This is a genomic window from Thalassotalea crassostreae (assembly GCF_001831495.1).
Taxonomy (GTDB): domain Bacteria; phylum Pseudomonadota; class Gammaproteobacteria; order Enterobacterales; family Alteromonadaceae; genus Thalassotalea_A; species Thalassotalea_A crassostreae.
This window is the reverse complement of the sequence record NZ_CP017689.1, coordinates 3,489,217-3,508,032: the sequence shown is the minus strand read 5'-3', so window position 1 is coordinate 3,508,032 and position 18,816 is coordinate 3,489,217. Positions and strand designations below refer to the sequence as shown.

The following is an 18,816-nucleotide window of genomic DNA, read 5'->3' as shown; positions in this document are numbered from 1 at the left end:
AATATCTATCAGATAAAGAAAAGCTCGGACAAAACATTGGTTTTATCTGAGCTTTTTTGTTTGTAACAAATTAGCTTAAATTAACCTCAATCCAACTATACCGCGCCATCAAAACCTAATTGTCGCCACGTTTCATAGACAATCACAGCAACCGAGTTCGATAAGTTCATACTGCGGGAATCGGCTAGCATTGGAATTCGAATTTTATGTTCATTAGGAATTAAGTCGCGAACTGAATCTGGTAAGCCTCTGGTTTCAGAACCAAAAATAATATAATCACCTAATTGAAAGTCAACTTGGCTATGAAATCGAGTTGCCTTGGTTGTTGATGCAAAAATTCGTTTAGGTTGTTCGGCTTCGATAAACGCTTGGTAATTTTTATGAACTTTCAAATTGGCAAATTCGTGGTAATCAAGACCAGCCCGACGCAATCTCTTATCATCAATTTCAAATGCTAGCGGCTCGATTAGGTGCAGTCGAAATCCGCTATTAGCACACAAACGGATAATATTACCGGTATTTGGCGGGATCTCTGGTTCGAATAACACAATATCTAACATGACTTTCCTAGGGTTGATGTAAATTAGTTTTTAATCTAAGTAAAATTCACCTAAATTTAAGTTGGTTGATTATACAATGACTTATCTACCGACTTAAATTATATTTTAGGTTAAAATAGGTTTTACTAAAATAAACATTACTATAACTATGAATGAACTCTCCACAAAAGTCGTGCAAGATAAAGATTATGAAAGCTTAGTTAAATTTGCCAGTAAAGCTGCAATTGTCGTGGCGGTGATTCTAGTTGCATCAAAAATATACGGCTGGTGGATTTCTAACTCTGCAGCAATGCTTGCGTCAACGACAGATTCATTGCTTGATGTGTTTGCTTCGTTAACCGGCTTTATGATTTTGAAGTATTCTTTAGCTCCCGCTGATGAAGAGCATAAATTTGGTCATGGTAAAGCAGAAAACTTAGCGGCGTTGATGCAATCATCTTTTGTCATTGGCTCGGCAATATTGTTGCTTATTCATGGTGTAGAACGAACCATAAATCCTGAAATCGTCGCTCATAGCAATATAGCCATTGCTATTAGTGTTTTGGCGATAGTCTTAACATTGGCTTTAGTGTTTGTGCAAAAGATAGTCATTAAAAAAACCAATTCAATCGCGATATCTGCTGATTCCTTGCATTATCAAAGTGATTTATTGCTTAATGTCGGCGTTATTATCGCATTGCTGATGAGTCAATTTAAATGGCATTATGCCGATGGTATCTTTACTGTTTTAGTTGGCTCATTTTTATTAGTGTCAGCAATAAAAATTATTTATAACAGTGTTCAAGACTTAATGGACAAAGAATTAAAGCAAGATGATTTAGATAAGATTACAGCCGTCATTAATAAGCATCCGCAAGCGTTAGGTTTTCATCAGCTTCGAACCAGACAAGCTGGTAAGATAAAGTTTGTGCAGTTTCATCTTGAGTTATCAGATGAAATAACTTTGTATGCAGCCCACCTTATTGCCAATGAAATCGAAAACCAATTGTTGTTGTCGTTTGAGCACATGGAGGTGTTTATTCATCAAGATCCAAGCTCAGTCGTAGGTCATAAAAATATATGATTTTATGTTTTGTGTTGATTAAACCAATCAAGGGTTTTGGTTAATGCTTGATTGCGATATTCGTCCTTTTCAAACAGTAATTCGTGCTTGGCACCTTTTATTATTGTCGTGGTGCCGTTAGGACATGAATTAGGATGTAAGGTGTTTAGTTGCTGACAAAATTTGTCTTGAATTTTATTACACACCACATTGTCATCGCCCGCCTGCATCACCGTAACTGGAGTTTTTAGTGTGGTTAGATTCTGCATAATAAAGTCTTCGCTCTGAATCGCGGCGTTTAGCCAAGCAAATGTAACGCCGCCTAACTGAATACGTTTATCATTCTTATATAAATCTCGAAAATAATTAAACCTAACTTCTGATTGCATTAAATCAGAACCTTTAAATACTTTATCTTTATATTGGCCTCGGCCAAAAAAGTATGCAGATTGTTTGTTGAACAATCTATCGAAAAAATAACCAACAGAAACGACCAAACGGCCTAGCCAATTTGGAAATATACCTGCGTCGATGGCAATCATTGGAGCCATTAATATTGCGGCCGCAATGTCTAGATTGGTTTGAGCTAGAAATCGGGCACTAATATTAGCACCCATCGAGTGCGCTAGTAGAAAAAGTTGCCCAGTACACTGGGGCTGAACAATTTCAGTGATAAAGTGGTTAAAGTCAGTAGTGTAATCATTAAAGTCTTTTACATAGCCTTTATGTGGTTCATCTAATTCGCGCTGTGATAGCCCTTGCCCACGATGATCTATGATTGCCACATTATAGCCATTGCCGATTAGATCAAAGACAACTTCTTTATACTTTAAATAGGATTCTGAGCGCCCAGGAGCAATAACAATCCAGTCATTTAATTCGGCCTTACTTATTAAGGCATAATGGATCTTTATTTGCTCAGGCGTGTTAAAAGACGAGAATACACCGGTTTGCCATAATTGTTCTATTTGTGGCATTCGCTGTTTTAAGAGATGTTCTTGTGTAAAACGTTGTTCGGTGACCATACTGCTGAAAAATCCTGGTTTTACGCAATGAATATAATACGGCGAATAGAAATATCTAACCTTTAGTGAAAGAGGTTAAGAATGTCGCCAAGTATGTTGTTATTTATGATTATAAAAAACACTTGTTTATGTATTTAGAATAGGCAATACAATGGTAACAATCAAACCAGGCTTTTCAGAATCTTCATTCGCCGGTTTTGCACTAATACGTCCGCCATGAGCGGTAACGGCTTTGCTTGCAATTGCTAATCCTAACCCAGTACCACCGCTAACCCGGTCTCGAGCTAAAGAAGTACGATAAAACGGTTTAAATATATCCTCTAAATGCTCACTACTAACACCATCTCCTTGGTCTGCAACGCTAATCGAAATTTCATCTTTCTCTCGGCTTAACTCAATGGTGATTTCACTCTCTTTAGGGCTGTAACGAATCGCATTAGTAACAAGGTTTTCAATTGCACTTCTTAATAACATGACATCAACATCAAGAGATATTTTAGTATTAGGCAAATAAGTTACTGAAAGCTTCTTTTGTTCGATGCTAATGGCGTTGTCACTAATTATATTTTCAATGAGAGTGCCAATATCAGTAACCGTAGCATTTAGTTGTTGCAAATCATTCTCTAACTTTGACAGCCTTAAAGCTTGAGCAATCATCTGTTCGAGTCGATCTAATTCTAGATCAAATCGTTGAAAGTATTTTTCTAATTCGGCTGGTTTGTTATCTACTTTTTGGGCGAGCGATAACGCTAATTGTAGCCGAGTTAATGGCGATCTTAATTCATGGGAAACATCACCTAATAATCGCTGCTGGGAGGTTAAGGTCGATTGAATTCGTTCAGCCATTTGGTTAAACGCCTTGGCTAGTTGACCAACTTCGTCATTTCGGTTTGCAATGCTAACGACTCGCGTGTGAAGCTGACCTTTACCAAAATGATTACTGGCTTGTGTAAGGCGATTTAGTGGCCTAGTGATATACCAAGATAATATCCAGGCGAGAATACCAGTGACAACAACGGCCGTTAATACACGAATTTCTAAAGGCATCCCTGTCCAAAGCCCTGCCATATCTTTATTCTTTATTTGCTTGCCAAAAAACATTTGATAATCACGATTGCGCAAATTCAATTTAAATGGGCCTGCTAATTCATAGCCGCGAATTCTTAGAATCACTGGGGTTTCAAAGGCATGTTCATTAACATGCTTAAAAATATCAGGTTTAGCAAAAGCAGAGTTGGTAAAGATCTCTTTGTTTTGCATCGATTTAATCCAAATTTCTTTCGGCAAACGTTTGTTTTTAGGATTGATCTGCTTACTCAGGGGTACTTTATTGTTGGCTGTCTGTTTGATTAGTCGATTTTTTGCTTTGATAAATGGTTGCTGCTTTTGAACGGGCAGGGCGCGAACCTTTTCCACGTCTCTAAATTGCGAAGAAATCCAACGTGTCGAGGTAATGGCAATAAGCGCCATTAACCAAAAACCAAAAAAGATTTTTAGGCTTAAACTCGATATTAGCTTTCTTGAATTAAACATTAGCTATCGCCACGCATAAAAATATAACCAACAGCACGAATTGTTTTAATTTTTTCTTCTTTGCCATTGTCACCTATTTTGCGGCGAATGTTAGATATATGCATATCAATACTGCGATCATAACTCGAAATTGGTCGATGTAGGACTTCTTCACTTAATTGCTCTTTGCTGACAACTTGATTTACGTTAGACATTAATAGATGCAAAATTTCAAACTCTGTACCAGTGAGAGAAACTGGTTTTTTATTGGACATCACTTGTCTAGTAGAACAATTTAATTCAATTTGGTTTATCAATAACTCTTCGGCATTAGATTTACTAGAGATAATATCAATTCGTCTAATAATTGCTTTTATTCTGGCAAGTAGTTCTTTTGGATTATATGGTTTAGAAAGATAATCGTCGGCTCCAAGTTCAAGACCAAGTATTTTATCGTAGTCATCATCTTTAGCAGTTAACATTAATACTGGTGTTGAAAAATTATCGCCTAATGCTTTCAATACTTCAAAACCGTTGAGTCCAGGCATCATTACATCAAGTAATATTAAGTCGTAACTTTGTTTTTTTGCTTGTTCTAAGCCAGACAACCCGTCTAAACAAGAGGTAACATCATAGCCTTCACTGCCTAAATATTCAGATAGAAGTTCTACTAATTCGTTATCATCATCAATTATTAAAAGTTGTTTATTCATCTGTTAGTCCCATACCGAGCAGTCGTTTTTGATTTCAATTACCAGTAATAATATGACGATAATAGCTTTAAAACTTTGCTTTTACGCAATCTTTACACAAGCATTGCACTTATTTGCATTGCCTTGATATATGCTTAATGTAACTAATTAACAAAGGAAAATCATTATGAAAAAGCTAATTTTAGTTATGTTTACTCTTGTTTGTGTATCGTTTTCGAGTGTTGCTAAAGATCAAAAGGGCAAACACCGTGGAAAAATGGACAACCCTGTTCGCATGATGTTTTCTAAGCTTGACTTAAGTGAAGAGCAAAAACAGCAAGTGAAGGACATCATGAAAGCGCAGAAAGAACAAATGAAAGCGCTGAATGATGGACAAGATCAAAGCAAAGAACAAATGAAAGCAATAATTCATGCTGATACATTCGATGAACTAGCGTTTAAAGCGTTGCAATCAAGACAAGCAGTTAAAATGCAAAAGCTTGGACTAATTAAAGCAAAAAGCATGCATGAAATGTATCAAGTGCTAACTGCTGAACAGAAGCAAAAGATGGCTGAAATGGCTGATGCACGCAAACAAAAAATGCAAAAAAAGAAAACAGAAAGAGCAAAGAAAAAAGAACAAACGGCAATTTAAATGATAATGCTAGCAACCTGTAGGACGGGAGTGAAGCTTTGATTTTTGGGGCCAAAAAGTTTTGGTCCCAAGCTGGCAATTAAGGTCAAAACCTAAGCATCTCTAGGCAAACCTTTTTCAATCGTTCTGATTAATCTTTGGGTAAGGCGTTCATTAGGTATGCTATCTAACTGCCGACGCCTATCATCCATTTGCGTTAATGCCCAATCTATATGTTCTTTAACCATACTAGACGCCGATGTAGCTTTTTCAGTTAGCGCGGCAACAATATCCTTATCATATGGCGCATTTCCTAATGCCACTGCGATATTTCGCTGCCAGCAATCAAAACCAATACGTCGAATCGGCGAGCCTTGGGTAAATTCAAGGAACTGTGGCTCAGTCCAAGAAAATAGTTCTAAAAGTGTGATATCGTTAAAGCGATTTCTCGCTTGAAAGTCTTGCTCTACAGATAATTCGGCATATCGATTCCAAGGGCAAATTAGCTGACAATCATCACAACCGTATATTCTATTACCGATGAGGGATCTAAACTCTTCAGGTATCGCGTCACGCAATTCGATTGTTAAATAAGAAATGCATCGTCTCGCATCAACCACATAGGGCTCGACAATGGCTTTAGTTGGGCAAATGGTAATGCAGGCAACACAACTACCGCACTCATTCTTTAATGGCTTATCCATTGGCAAGGGAATATCAACCAATAACTCCCCTAAAAAGAACCATGAACCAGCGCCTTTATTCAGTAATAACGTGTGTTTTCCAACCCAACCTAGACCTGCCTTTTCTGCTAGAGGACGCTCCAGTACTGGGGCTGAATCAACAAATGGTCGATAATTCAGAGAGTGGCAATATTGTTCTATTTTCTGTCCTAACTTTTGCAGTCGATTACGCATTAACTTGTGGTAGTCTCGACCTAAGGCATAACGGGAAATGAATGCATGTTTAGGCTGTTTTAATACTTTGGCAAAACAAGCATCTGTCGGCAAATAGTCGAGGCGTACTGAAATAACGCGCAGCGTACCTGGCAATAATTCATCTGGACGAGCGCGCATCATTTCATGTCGGGCCATATAATCCATTTCACCGTGATAGCCATTATCTATCCATGACTGTAATGCGGCTTCATGGTCTTTCAGGTCAACGTCACTAATTCCAACATCAGCAAAGCCAAATTCTGTTGCCCAAAGCTTGATTTTTTCGAGTAATTCCTGATAGTTAATAGAGTCGTTGTTATTCATTTTTCAATAAGTTAGCCAAAGATAAGGCCCCGAGATAAGGTTGTTAAAGATGATATCAGTAGAGTTAGGTAAAAGCATAGCACGAAACGCTTATCGGGCGGAATCAGTGGCAACAAATGAACGGGCAATTGCCAAATTAGCCGCCATTGAAATGTACCAATTGATGGAATTGGCAGGTGCTGCAGCATTTGCATTGCTAAGGCAGCGCTGGTCTAAAACAACATCAATAGTGGTGCTTTGTGGCAGTGGCAATAACGCTGGCGATGGTTTTGTTGTCGCTCGGTTAGCAATAGAGCATGGTTTCAAAGTGCAAGTACTGGCTCTAACTGATATTGAAAACTATCAAGGTAACGCCGATATTGCTTTGCAAAAATATGTTGAATGTGGCGGCCATTTTAGCCAGTTATCAACGCTCGAACTGGATCATGATTTAGTTATTGTCGATGCCTTATTAGGTACCGGTATCGTTGGTTCGGTAAGAGCTAATTATGGCGAAGTGATAGAGCAAATAAATGCTGTTGCTACAAGTCAAAAACTTCCGATTATATCGGTTGATCTACCATCTGGATTGGATGCTAATACCGGCAATCCATTAGGACATTGTATTAAAGCCGATGTAACGGTTACTTTCATCGCCATTAAACAAGGCATGCTCACAGGGCAAGCAAAGCAATATTGTGGTGATATCTTTTTAGCTGGCTTGAAAATTGACAAACTTTTCGCTGAAAATATTGCCGCTGATAGCTTAATTATTAATAACAACTCATGCCCTAAGCTAATCGCAAGAAATTCATGTTCACACAAAGGTTCAAGTGGTTTTGTCTATGCCATTGGCGGTGATAAATCGATGGCCGGTGCGATTCGTTTAAGCGCTGAAGCTGCCTTACGTGCCGGTGCTGGCTTAGTTGCGGTAACTTGTCATCAGGAAAATCAATTATTGGTGGCAGCCAATAGACCAGAATTAATGTTGCTCACTCTCGGTCAAGGTACAATAGCGCAGGAGTCGATTGAAACAAGTGCGCTCAATCAAAATACAAATATGATTAATCAAGATTTAGAGGCTAAAATTGCGAAAGTCGATGTCTTGGTTTTAGGACCTGGTCTTGGAACTGGGCGTTATGGTCAGCAACATTTTGATTTTGCTATTGCTCTCCATGAACAAAGAAACATTCCTATGGTTGTCGATGCCGACGGTTTAAATTTACTCGCTCAAACTGATCATAGATCTGATAATTGGATACTAACACCACATTCTGGTGAGGCAGCGAGGCTATTAAATGTTAGTGTCAAAGATATTGAATTTGACCGCTTTAGCGCGGTGAAAAAAATTGCCCTGCGTTATGGTGGTGTATGCGTTTTAAAGGGGCCGGGAACCATTGTTAGTAATGGTGTTCAAACTAATATAAATACCAGTGGCAATGAGGGGATGGCAGTCGGAGGTATGGGGGATGTTCTCTCTGGCATCCTTGGCGCTTTAATATTACAATTAAATAATAACTTTGATGCCGCCTGTTGTGCGGTATTTATCCATGGAAAAGCCGCAGATATTGCTGCTGAAAATGGCATCAAAGGCATGTTGGCCAGCGACTTATTTGGCCCTTTGAGATTTTTGGTAAATCAAATAGATGAAAAGAAGTAAATGAAAAAAATAACATTAACACTTGTCGACGAAGCTGCAACTATTGCAATGGGTAAACGTTTAGCAAGTATTACTAAAAATCAGCAGTTATCATCACTAATCGTATTTTTAAATGGCGACTTAGGTGCTGGTAAAACGACGCTAACACGTGGTTTTGTGCAAGGTATGGGACATGTTGGTAATGTTAAGAGCCCAACCTACACTCTAGTAGAGCCTTACGAGCTTGATGATTACAATGTTTACCATTTTGATTTGTATCGCTTGGCAGATCCAGAAGAACTCGAATTTATGGGGATCCGTGATTACTTTGCCAGCAAATGCTGTTGTTTTATTGAATGGCCAGAAAAAGGCATTGGAGTGTTGCCAAAACAAGATATTATCATTAATTTAACGTATAGTGATGAACAAAGGCTGATCGAATTAGTGGCGGTAACTGCTGTCGGTGAGCAAATAGTAAACCAATTATAATAAAATCAAGAGAATGATAAGCCTAGAAAGGCTGTTGTACATTTATGCGCATAAGAAGTTTAAACATAATTATCGTTGTTTGCCTGACCTTGCTATCTAAAGCATGGGCGGCGAATGTTATTGAAGGTGTTCGTATTTGGCCTGCACCAGAAAATACTCGTGTTGTTTTTGATTTGGCCGAAAAACCTGATTACAGTTACTTCTTCTTGTCAAACCCAAATCGCTTAGTTATCGATTTTAAAAACGCGAATAATGTTGCGCCGTTAGCGAATCTTGCCAAAAATGATACCCGTATCAATCGCATTCGCACCAGTACGGGTAAATATAAAAACTCCACTCGAATTGTACTTGATTTAAATTCAGCCTATACCGAAACAATATTTCCTCTAGCGCCTACTGGTCCATATGGTAACCGTTTAGTAGTCGACTTATTAGATAAAGCTAAGAAAGTTGTTGTTGTCCATAAGCCAAAAGATAATAAGCGCGATGTCATTATTGGCATTGATGCTGGACACGGTGGTGAAGATCCTGGTTCTATTTCAAAAAATGGTACCTATGAGAAAAAAATCACCTTAAGTATCGCGAAACGATTGGAAGCTATCGTTAACAAAGAGCCGGGTATGCGCGCGGTTATGGTTCGTGGTGGTGACTACTTTGTGAATCTAAATAAACGAACCCAAATTGCCCGTCAAAAACAGGTAGATTTTTTAGTGTCTATCCATGCTGATGCATTCCGTACCTCACAACCTCGAGGCGCTTCGGTTTGGATTGTAAATGACTCACGTGCTCAATCTGAATTATCAAAATGGATGCGTAGTCGAGAGCAAAATTCCGAATTACTTGGTGGCGGTGGTGAATTAATTAAAAAAACAAATGACGATAATCTTGCGGTCTTCTTAGCAGATTTAACCAAAGATAAATCGTTGGAAATTAGCGATCAGATGGCGCGCAATGTCATTTTAGAATTGAAAAAAGTAACTAAGATGCATAAGTCAACGCCACAGAATGCATCGCTAGCGGTATTGAAGTCTTCAGATATTCCGTCAATGTTAGTTGAGACTGGCTTTATTTCAAATTCTTATGACTTTAAGAATTTAATGAGCTCAACGCATCAGAAAAAACTAGCAAACGCGATATTCACGGGTATGAAAAATTACTTTGTTAAATACCCACCTGCTGGCAGTCTACTGGCCAGCTTAAAACCGAGTAAACATAAAATTTCTCGTGGCGAATCTTTGTCGCTGATCGCCCATAAATATAAAGTTTCGGTAAAACAGTTAAAGCTCGCAAATAACCTCAAAACTGATGTTGTTCGTGTAGGACAGACGTTAACAATTCCCAAATAATCGACCGTTTAATTAATTGGTAAATTCATGACAATTCAAGTATTGCCAGCACGTTTGGCAAACCAAATAGCCGCAGGCGAAGTGGTTGAACGACCAGCATCGGTAGTCAAAGAGTTGGTTGAAAATGCCATTGATGCTGGCGCTAACAATATTGTAATAGACATTGAGAAAGGCGGCGCTAAACGCATTAAAATAACCGATAATGGTCATGGTATTGTTAAAGATGAATTAACCTTAGCTTTATCTCGTCACGCTACCAGCAAAATCAAATCTCTCGATGATCTTGAATCTATTCATTCCCTAGGATTTCGCGGTGAAGCGCTCGCCAGTATTAGTTCTGTTGCACGATTATCATTGACCTCAAAACCAGTGGAACAAGACGCCGCGTGGCAAGCTGTTGCTATTGGTCGTGACATGACTGTAGACGTAAAACCTGCGGCACATCCTGATGGCACATCAATCGACGTCGAAGATCTGTTTTTTAATACTCCTGCACGTCGTAAATTTATGCGAACTGAAAAAACAGAGTTCAGTCATATTGATGAAGTGGTGCGCCGTATAGCGTTATCGAAACTCGATATCGGCTTCCAGTTAATTCACAATGGCAAAACCATTCGACAATATCGCCGAGCACAAACTGACAAGCAGATTGAAAAACGTATTGCGGCCGTTTGCGGTCAAAGTTTTATTAATAATGCACTGCCGTTAGAATTTAACCATGGTGAATTTCATTTGTGGGGCTGGATTGGCCAACCAAGCTTTGTGCGCAGCCAAAATGATTTAAGTTATAGCTACGTTAATGGCCGAATGATGCGTGACAAGTTAATTAATCACGCGATACGTCAAGCTTATAGCGATCGTATAGATCATAATGGTTATCCCGCATTTGTTCTGTTCTTCAACCTTGATTATCGAGAAGTGGATGTTAATGTGCATCCAGCAAAGCATGAAGTTCGTTTTCATCAAGCCCGCTTAGTCCACGATTTTATTTGTCGTGCGATTGAACAAACATTGGAAAATTGTCAGCAAAATATAGTTTCAGAGCCGCAAACGCCAATAGTTGATGAAGGACAAAACCAGCATGGTTATAACCAACCAGTGACTAATAGTGAGACCTATTCTCGGGAATATGTCAGTGAATTGCGTCCAAGCCAAAGTCCTGCATCAAACAATTATGGACAGAGCAATGCTGGCGCACGTAACTATAGTTCGAACAGCATTAACTCTTATAAGTCAGGGGCAAGTAAACCGTCTAATCAAGCTGTTGAAAATTATCAATCGTTACTTGAAACGGTCGAGATATTGCCTTCGGAAAATGACCACACTCCTGCTAGTGTACCGAGTAATGCTTATGTAGATAGAAATAAAGAACAGCCGTATCGTTTACTTAGCATGGTTTCTGATTGGGTCGCGCTTATTGATTTGAACCTAGGAGAGCAAAGCAGTATTTGTTGCCTGAATTTACAACAAGTTTTAGTCGAGGTTAATCAACAACAATTACAAAAGTCATTTTCCTGCGGAGTCGTATCTCAGCCATTGTTATTGCCGCAAAGCATCAGTTTAGATAGCACGCAGGTAGATTTTATTAATGCCCATATTAGTCAATTTAATCATGCCGGAATTTCGCTAGAGCTTACCAGTACAACCAGTTGTGTTATTCGCCAATATCCTGCGCAACTACGAGAGCAAAACTTAACTGAAAGCTTTTACTTACTTTTAACCTTGTTGATGAAAGCCAAAGAAGTTACTGAGCAGAACTGGATTGAAGCATTTGCGGTGATGAAATTGCCAAGCAAGCTAGAGTTGCATCAAGCCGCACAACTACTAATTAATGCCAATCAACTGAATAATTTTGATTTTTCTGAGTATCTACGCTTGAATTGTCTGCATGTGGACCTCACATCATGTATCAAGCAACTAGAAAACGGCAAATAAATTACATTAATGGGCAATACTAACCAGCAACCACCAGTGATTTGCATTATGGGGCCAACTGCCTCAGGTAAAACTGATCTGGCTTTTGGTTTAAGTGAACATTTGCCCTGTGACATTATTAGTGTTGATTCAGCGCTGATTTATAAAACCATGGATATTGGCTCAGCTAAGCCAACAAAAGCAGAGTTAAGCAAATATCCCCATGCGTTAGTTGATATAATCGATCCTGTTGAAAGCTATTCAGCTGCCGATTTTTGCCGTGATGCCATGGCTTTAATTAACGAAAGTCGCAAAAAAGGTCGAATTCCTGTGCTCGTTGGCGGAACCATGATGTACTTTAAGAGTCTCATCGAAGGTATTTCTCCTTTACCCGCGGCAGATGGTGATATACGTGCGGTGATTGAACAAGACGCAGAACAACATGGGTGGCATTATATTCACCAGTTGTTAGCCGACGTTGATCCAACTTCAGCTCAGCGTATTAATGAAAACGATTCTCAGCGATTAACTCGAGCATTAGAGGTATATCGAGTTAGTGGTAAAACGCTAACTGAGTTGCAAGCAATTAAAGGCGAACACTTAACTGGTGATATTTTGCAGTTTGCGATTACCACCAAAAAACGCAGCGAATTGCATGACCGTATTGAGTTACGTTACAACATAATGCTCGAACAAGGCTTTAAAAATGAGGTCGAGCAATTAATGCAACGTGACGATTTACATGAAAATTTACCATCGATTCGTTGCGTAGGTTATCGTCAAATGTGGCAACATTTAAGTGGCGAATTTGATTGGGATGAAATGGTATTTCGTGGCGTTTGTGCGACAAGGCAATTGGCGAAAAGGCAATTAACCTGGTTACGCAGTTGGCCAAACCTTAATTGGTTAACGACTGGCGATGACAGCAATTTGTCGAAAATTTTATCTCAAGTCGCTGAAATTGAGAAAAACTAAGATAAATACTTAAAATAAATCGATTTTATTTTGCTCAAATGCTTATTCATTAGCAAAGTTAAAATCATAGTGTATACTTAAAAAGCTCGTTGTTAATACCTCTGTAAAGTTAAGCTTAAGCATTTGGTATAACAAGCAAAATTTGAAATTACCAAATGTTAAGTCAGTTGGTACCTAGATTTGCTAAATCGAACTTCTTTGTTCCCCCTAAAAAGACAAAGATATGTCGATATGTAAATAGGATAAACAATAACAATAAGGAGCCTATCTAATGGCAAAAGGGCAATCTTTACAAGACCCATTTTTGAATGCGTTACGTCGTGATCGCATTCCTGTGGCAATATATCTTGTCAACGGTATAAAGTTACAAGGTCAAGTTGAATCATTTGATCAGTTCGTAATTTTACTTAAAAATACAGTGAGCCAGATGGTTTACAAGCACGCTATCTCAACGGTAGTGCCGTCTCGCGCAGTAAATACAACTCCGGCTGAATTTAATCAACCGATGGAATAAGCGTTAATGAAAATGAATTGGAGTTGCTCATTTGTTTGATAGACATCAAGCAGGTGAGCAAGCAGTACTTGTTCACATAGACTTTCCACAAGAAAACGCCCGCGAAGACCTACAAGAATTCGAAATGTTAGTTTCTTCTGCTGGCGTTAATTGTTTAACCGTAGTAACGGGTAAACGTGACACCCCGCATTCAAAATTCTTTGTTGGTAGTGGTAAAGCTGAAGAAATTGCAGACGCTGTTAAGTTATATGACGCTGATGTGATTTTGTTTAATCATATCTTGTCACCGTCACAAGAAAAAAATCTTGAAGCATTATGTGAATGTCGAGTACTCGATCGTACCACTCTAATTCTCGATATTTTTGCTCAAAGAGCTCGAACTCACGAAGGTAAAATGCAGGTTGAGCTTGCTCAATTAAAGCATATGAGCACCCGACTTATTCGAGGTTGGACTCACCTTGAACGTCAAAAAGGTGGTATCGGTCTGCGAGGTCCGGGTGAAACTCAGTTAGAAACAGATAGACGATTACTACGCGAACGTATGCATAGTATTCGTGGTCGTCTAGAGAAGGTTGAAAAACAACGTTTTCAAGGTCGACGTGCTCGTTCACGAGCAGAAATACCAACGGTTTCTTTAGTTGGTTATACTAATGCGGGTAAATCTACACTGTTTAACCGCATTACTAATGCCAGCGTTTACGCCGCGGATCAGTTGTTTGCGACACTCGACCCAACGCTAAGAAAAATTCATATTAAGGATGTTGGTCGAGTTATTTTAGCCGACACCGTAGGTTTTATTAGGCACTTGCCACATGATTTAGTTGCTGCGTTTAAGGCGACGTTAACTGAAACTCGAGAAGCTGATTTACAATTGCACGTTGTTGATATCGCCGACGAGCGTCGCAGTGAAAACATTGCGTCTGTTGATGCCGTATTAGAAGAAATTGAAGCGAACGATATACCACAACTGTTAGTCTGTAATAAAATTGATAGCTTGGCAGATGTTGCGCCGCGAATCGATCGTGATGAAAATGGTAAACCCATCAGAGTTTGGTTATCGGCGCGAGCGAATATTGGTATTGAATTATTGTCGCAAGCACTAACCGAGTTGCTGGCAACGGAAGTAGTAAAACATACATTAAAAATCCCTCCGATAGCTGGGAAATTGCGCGGTACGTTATACGAACTAAACTGTATTAATAGTGAGAGTTACGATGACGATGGTAATTGTTTACTTGATGTAACGTTACCATTGCGCGAATGGAATAAATTGTTGAAAGCTGGTAAAAGCGACATAGAAACCTTTATCCAGCATTAAGCTACTGATAGTATTAGTAGCAAGTAATCGAATTGTATTTAATATTCAAGTAAATGGAGAGCAGAATGGCTTGGAATGAACCGGGGAAAAACGATAATGATCCCTGGAAAAATAAAGGCGGTCGTGATCAAGGACCACCTGACTTAGATGAGTTTTTAAAAGATCTAGGCAATAAATTTGGCGGGATTTTCGGTGGTAAGAAATCTGGTAAATCTGGCGGCAGTAATTTTAGCAGCATAGGTGCAGGTATTATTGTCGTTATCGCAGTGGTTGTCTGGGCAGTAAGCGGTTTCTATACCATTAAAGAAGCACAACGTGGTGTCGTACTACAGTTTGGTGAATTTAATGGCATGGTAGAGCCGGGTATTCATTGGCAACCAACGTTTATCGAAAACGTGATTCCAGTTGATGTACAAACAACGCGAGATTTAGCGCGTCGTGGTGACATGTTAACGCAGGATGAGAACTTAGTTCTTGTCGAAATGCAGGTTCAATACCGTATCGTTAATGCACGTGAGTACTTGTTTAGTGTAACTAACGCTGATCAAAGTCTTGAGCAAGCATTCGATAGTGCAATTCGTTACGTTGTTGGTCATTCAAAAATGGATGAAGTGTTAACGTCAGGTCGTGAGCAAGTACGTCAATCTGTATGGGCAGAGCTTGAGAAAGTAATCGAGTCATACAAGTTGGGTATTATTATTGCTGATGTCAACTTTAAAGATGCTCGTCCTCCTGAGCAAGTTAAAGATGCATTCGATGATGCAATTGCTGCAAAAGAAGATGAAGAACGCTTTGTCTTAGAAGCGCAAGGTTATGCGTTATCTGAAGAACCAAAAGCGCGTGGTATCGCTAAAGCTATTGAACAAGAAGCAATTGCTTATAAAGAGCAAATTGTTTTAGATGCGGAAGGTCAAGTTGCTAAGTTTGAAAAACTGTTACCAGAATATCAAGCGGCACCAGAAGTAACGCGTCAGCGTTTATACCTAAGCACGATGGAAAACGTATATAGTAATACTTCTAAAGTTATGGTCGATGTAGATGGCGGCAATAACATGATGTACATCCCATTAGATAAAATTATGCAAAATCAATCGAAAGCTGTTCAGCAGAATTCAAGAGATTTAACTCCAGTAAAACAAAGCTCGACTGAAACGAGCCCTAATTCTACTGTGAATTCAACGACAGGCCGCACTGATAGATATGGTCGAGGGGGCAATTAATCATGAAAAACTTTTCAATTATTATTCTAGTCGTACTTGGTCTATTAACCATTTCATCGGTATTTGTGATTAACGAAGGTGAGCGCGGTATCGTGTTCCAATTCTCGAAAATCAAACGTGATTCTGACGGCGAAATGCGTATTTATGAACCAGGTCTGCACTTTAAAATTCCAATGATTGAGCGCATTAAGAAAATTGATGCACGTATTCAAACATTAGATGGTGCTGCTGCACGATTCGTAACTGCTGAGAAAAAAGACGTATTAGTTGATTCTTACGTTAAGTGGAAAATTGTTGATTTCTCTACTTTCTACGTTCGTACTGCCGGTGGTGATATTAACAACGCCCGTGCACTATTAACGCAAAAAGTAAACAACGGTCTTCGTACTGAATTTGGTCGTCGTACGATTCAACAAATCGTATCGGGTGATCGTGATTCATTGATGGAAGAAGCAATGATAAGTGCTCAATCAAGTAAAGCTGATTTAGGTATTGAAGTAGTTGACGTACGTGTTAAACGTATCAACTTACCAACAGAGGTAAGTGACTCAATATTTAAACGTATGCGTGCTGATCGTCATGCGGTTGCTAAAGAGCATCGTTCGCAAGGTATGGAAAAAGCACAGGTTATCGAAGCAACAGTAAATGCTAAGGTAACGGTAATGAAAGCAACAGCGAAGAAAAATGCATTTACCATTCGTGGTGAAGGTGACGCACTCGCTGCTAAGGTTTATGCCGATGCTTACAGTAAAGATGCTGAGTTCTTTGGCTTTGTTCGTTCGTTAGAAGCTTACGAAAATAGTTTTAATTCAAAAAGCGATGTATTGATTGTGAAACCAGATAGTGACTTTTTCCACTATCTGAAAGACGTCAAGTCTAAGTAGTCAAACATTGATTAGAAGCCCACCTATTGGTGGGTTTCTTGTTTCTACAGCTTTACTTTTTATCAAAGAGGGATTATGGACTTTACATTAATGATGAGCGCATTTGCGTTAATGCTAATTTTTGAAGGCATAGGACCGTTTTTATTTCCCAAACGCTGGCGCAGTTTTATCCTAAAACTTGCAGAAGAAAAACCGAATACCATTCGCCAAATAGGACTCTCATTGCTCGTCGTTGGTAGTCTTTTGCTAATTATCCTGAATTAGAGCGACCCTAAAATTTTATTTTAATGCGGCTTAAATAGGGTTTTGAGCTATAGTTAATTTGGCTTACTCATAGAGAAAATAGTGAGATGCAAACAGCCTATTAACACCTTAATTTAGCTGGTTAACAATTTAACTACAAAAAACTTAACAAAAGTGGTGATCACCTTGCCGTACTTTGGTAGAATCTCCGCCTAATTTTCTTTGGGAATTGAAACAATATCATGGGCAAAAACGTCGTCGTTCTAGGCACCCAATGGGGTGATGAAGGTAAGGGTAAAGTTGTAGACTTACTTACCGATAAAGCAAAATATGTTGTTCGCTATCAAGGCGGTCACAACGCAGGCCACACATTAGTAATTAACGGTGAGAAAACCGTATTACATTTAATACCATCTGGTGTTTTACGTGATAACGTAAAATGTTTGATTGGTAATGGCGTAGTTTTATGTCCTAAAGCACTAATGACCGAAATTGGCATGTTAGAAGCTAAAGGTGTTCCAGTACGTGAGCGCTTACTAATCTCTGATGCATGTCCTTTAATCTTGCCATACCACAATGCACTAGATGCAGCGCGTGAAGCCGCTCGTGGTAACAAGAAAATCGGTACTACCGGTCGTGGTATTGGTCCATCATACGAAGATAAAGTTGCTCGTCGTGGTTTACGTGTTAGCGATTTATTCGACAAAGAAGCATTCGCAGCGAAGTTAAAAGAGATTATGGAATACCATAACTTCACCTTAACTAACTACTACAAAGTTGACGCTGTAGATTACGATACTGTATTAGCAGACGCACTAGCTGTTGCTGATATCATTAAAGACATGACTGCTGATATCAGCGAAATGTTAGATGTTGCTCGCAAAGAAGGTGAGTCAATCATGTTTGAAGGTGCACAAGGTACACTTTTAGATATCGATCACGGTACTTACCCTTACGTAACGTCATCAAATACTACTGTAGGTGGTGTTGCAACTGGTTGTGGTTTCGGTCCTCGTTACTTAGATTACGTATTAGGTATTACTAAAGCATACACTACTCGTGTTGGTTCAGGCCCATTCCCGACCGAGCTTGACGATGAAATTGGTCATCACTTAGGTACAGTAGGTCACGAATTTGGCGCAACTACTGGTCGTGAACGTCGTTGTGGTTGGTTTGATGCCGTTGCTATGCACCGTGCTGTTCAAGTTAATAGTATCTCAGGTTTCTGTTTAACCAAGCTTGATGTATTAGATGGTTTAAAAGAACTTAAGATTTGTGTTGCTTACAAAACTGAATCTGGCGAAGAAATCACAGTACCACCAATGGCAGCTGAAGGTTACGAGAACATTACTCCGGTATACGAAACTATGCCTGGTTGGTCTGAAAACACAGTTGGTGCAACATCTGTTGATGCACTTCCAGCTAATGCGATTGCTTACATCAAACGCATCGAAGAAATTACTGGTGTGCCAGTAGATATCATTTCAACTGGTCCTGATCGTGTTGAAACTATGGTTTTAGTTAACCCATTCGACGAATAATCGTTGAAAACAAATTAACTACCGAAG

18 protein-coding genes are annotated in these 18,816 nt (G+C 39.2%); 13 read left to right on the top strand and 5 right to left on the bottom strand.

Annotation, left to right across the window (positions count from 1 at the left end; translation table 11 throughout):
• Positions 1–95: 95 nt before the first annotated feature.
• Positions 96–560 carry a tRNA (uridine(34)/cytosine(34)/5-carboxymethylaminomethyluridine(34)-2'-O)-methyltransferase TrmL gene (gene trmL / locus LT090_RS15220; protein ID WP_068544398.1) on the bottom strand — a complete coding sequence of 155 codons (465 nt, stop codon included), beginning with the start codon at positions 558–560 and terminating at the stop codon, positions 96–98.
• A 148-nt stretch (positions 561–708) separates the two neighbouring features.
• On the opposite strand from trmL, the gene LT090_RS15215 reads away from it, so the two are divergent.
• Positions 709–1,623 (top strand): cation diffusion facilitator family transporter, encoded by a 915-nt coding sequence (locus LT090_RS15215; RefSeq protein ID WP_082897009.1) that lies wholly within the window; start codon positions 709–711, stop codon positions 1,621–1,623.
• Between the two features lie 2 nt (positions 1,624–1,625).
• Here the strand turns inward: LT090_RS15215 and LT090_RS15210 are convergent, their stop codons facing one another.
• The 3 genes from LT090_RS15210 to LT090_RS15200 form a co-directional block, all read right to left on the bottom strand.
• Positions 1,626–2,627: an alpha/beta fold hydrolase gene (locus tag LT090_RS15210; protein ID WP_068544397.1), complete on the bottom strand. Its 1,002-nt coding sequence runs from the start codon at positions 2,625–2,627 to the stop codon at positions 1,626–1,628.
• Positions 2,628–2,753: 126 nt separating this feature from the next.
• The gene (locus tag LT090_RS15205; protein WP_068544396.1) at positions 2,754–4,160 is read right to left on the bottom strand and encodes an ATP-binding protein; all 1,407 of its coding nucleotides are present in this window, start codon (positions 4,158–4,160) and stop codon (positions 2,754–2,756) included.
• Positions 4,160–4,852, bottom strand: coding sequence for a response regulator transcription factor (locus tag LT090_RS15200; RefSeq protein WP_068544395.1), 693 nt, complete (start codon positions 4,850–4,852; stop codon positions 4,160–4,162). Before LT090_RS15200 ends, LT090_RS15205 begins: the two co-directional genes overlap by 1 nt.
• Before the next feature lie 166 nt (positions 4,853–5,018).
• Here LT090_RS15200 and LT090_RS15195 point away from each other — a divergent pair, with 166 nt between their 5' ends.
• On the top strand, positions 5,019–5,486 hold the full coding sequence (locus LT090_RS15195; RefSeq protein WP_068544394.1) for a Spy/CpxP family protein refolding chaperone: 468 nt from the start codon (positions 5,019–5,021) through the stop codon (positions 5,484–5,486).
• A gap of 92 nt (positions 5,487–5,578) precedes the next feature.
• Here the strand turns inward: LT090_RS15195 and queG are convergent, their stop codons facing one another.
• The gene (gene queG, locus LT090_RS15190) at positions 5,579–6,727 is read right to left on the bottom strand and encodes a tRNA epoxyqueuosine(34) reductase QueG (RefSeq protein ID WP_068544393.1); all 1,149 of its coding nucleotides are present in this window, start codon (positions 6,725–6,727) and stop codon (positions 5,579–5,581) included.
• A gap of 106 nt (positions 6,728–6,833) precedes the next feature.
• Between queG and LT090_RS15185 the strand changes: the two genes are divergently transcribed.
• From LT090_RS15185 to LT090_RS15135, 11 genes are all read left to right on the top strand, one after another.
• Positions 6,834–8,366 carry an NAD(P)H-hydrate dehydratase gene (locus LT090_RS15185; RefSeq protein ID WP_162272308.1) on the top strand — a complete coding sequence of 511 codons (1,533 nt, stop codon included), beginning with the start codon at positions 6,834–6,836 and terminating at the stop codon, positions 8,364–8,366.
• Positions 8,367–8,834, top strand: a complete 468-nt coding sequence (gene tsaE / locus LT090_RS15180) for a tRNA (adenosine(37)-N6)-threonylcarbamoyltransferase complex ATPase subunit type 1 TsaE (protein WP_068544391.1) — start codon at positions 8,367–8,369, stop codon at positions 8,832–8,834. It abuts the gene before it with no gap.
• A 44-nt stretch (positions 8,835–8,878) separates the two neighbouring features.
• Positions 8,879–10,180 carry an N-acetylmuramoyl-L-alanine amidase gene (locus LT090_RS15175; RefSeq protein ID WP_068544390.1) on the top strand — a complete coding sequence of 434 codons (1,302 nt, stop codon included), beginning with the start codon at positions 8,879–8,881 and terminating at the stop codon, positions 10,178–10,180.
• A 27-nt stretch (positions 10,181–10,207) separates the two neighbouring features.
• Entirely contained in the window at positions 10,208–12,115 is a 1,908-nt protein-coding gene (mutL, locus tag LT090_RS15170) for a DNA mismatch repair endonuclease MutL (RefSeq protein WP_068544389.1), read from the top strand.
• 9 nt (positions 12,116–12,124) lie between these two features.
• Complete coding sequence (gene miaA / locus LT090_RS15165; protein ID WP_068544388.1) at positions 12,125–13,069, top strand: tRNA (adenosine(37)-N6)-dimethylallyltransferase MiaA; 945 nt, start codon at positions 12,125–12,127, stop codon at positions 13,067–13,069.
• Between the two features lie 271 nt (positions 13,070–13,340).
• Complete coding sequence (hfq, locus tag LT090_RS15160) at positions 13,341–13,583, top strand: RNA chaperone Hfq (RefSeq protein ID WP_068544387.1); 243 nt, start codon at positions 13,341–13,343, stop codon at positions 13,581–13,583.
• A 31-nt stretch (positions 13,584–13,614) separates the two neighbouring features.
• The gene (gene hflX, locus LT090_RS15155; protein WP_068544386.1) at positions 13,615–14,901 is read left to right on the top strand and encodes a ribosome rescue GTPase HflX; all 1,287 of its coding nucleotides are present in this window, start codon (positions 13,615–13,617) and stop codon (positions 14,899–14,901) included.
• 65 nt (positions 14,902–14,966) lie between these two features.
• Positions 14,967–16,121 (top strand): FtsH protease activity modulator HflK, encoded by a 1,155-nt coding sequence (hflK, locus tag LT090_RS15150; RefSeq protein WP_068544385.1) that lies wholly within the window; start codon positions 14,967–14,969, stop codon positions 16,119–16,121.
• Between the two features lie 2 nt (positions 16,122–16,123).
• Positions 16,124–17,005 carry a protease modulator HflC gene (gene hflC / locus LT090_RS15145; RefSeq protein WP_068544384.1) on the top strand — a complete coding sequence of 294 codons (882 nt, stop codon included), beginning with the start codon at positions 16,124–16,126 and terminating at the stop codon, positions 17,003–17,005.
• Between the two features lie 75 nt (positions 17,006–17,080).
• On the top strand, positions 17,081–17,269 hold the full coding sequence (locus tag LT090_RS15140; protein ID WP_068544383.1) for a DUF2065 domain-containing protein: 189 nt from the start codon (positions 17,081–17,083) through the stop codon (positions 17,267–17,269).
• Between the two features lie 221 nt (positions 17,270–17,490).
• Entirely contained in the window at positions 17,491–18,789 is a 1,299-nt protein-coding gene (locus LT090_RS15135; RefSeq protein WP_068544382.1) for an adenylosuccinate synthase, read from the top strand.
• Positions 18,790–18,816 lie beyond the last annotated feature (27 nt).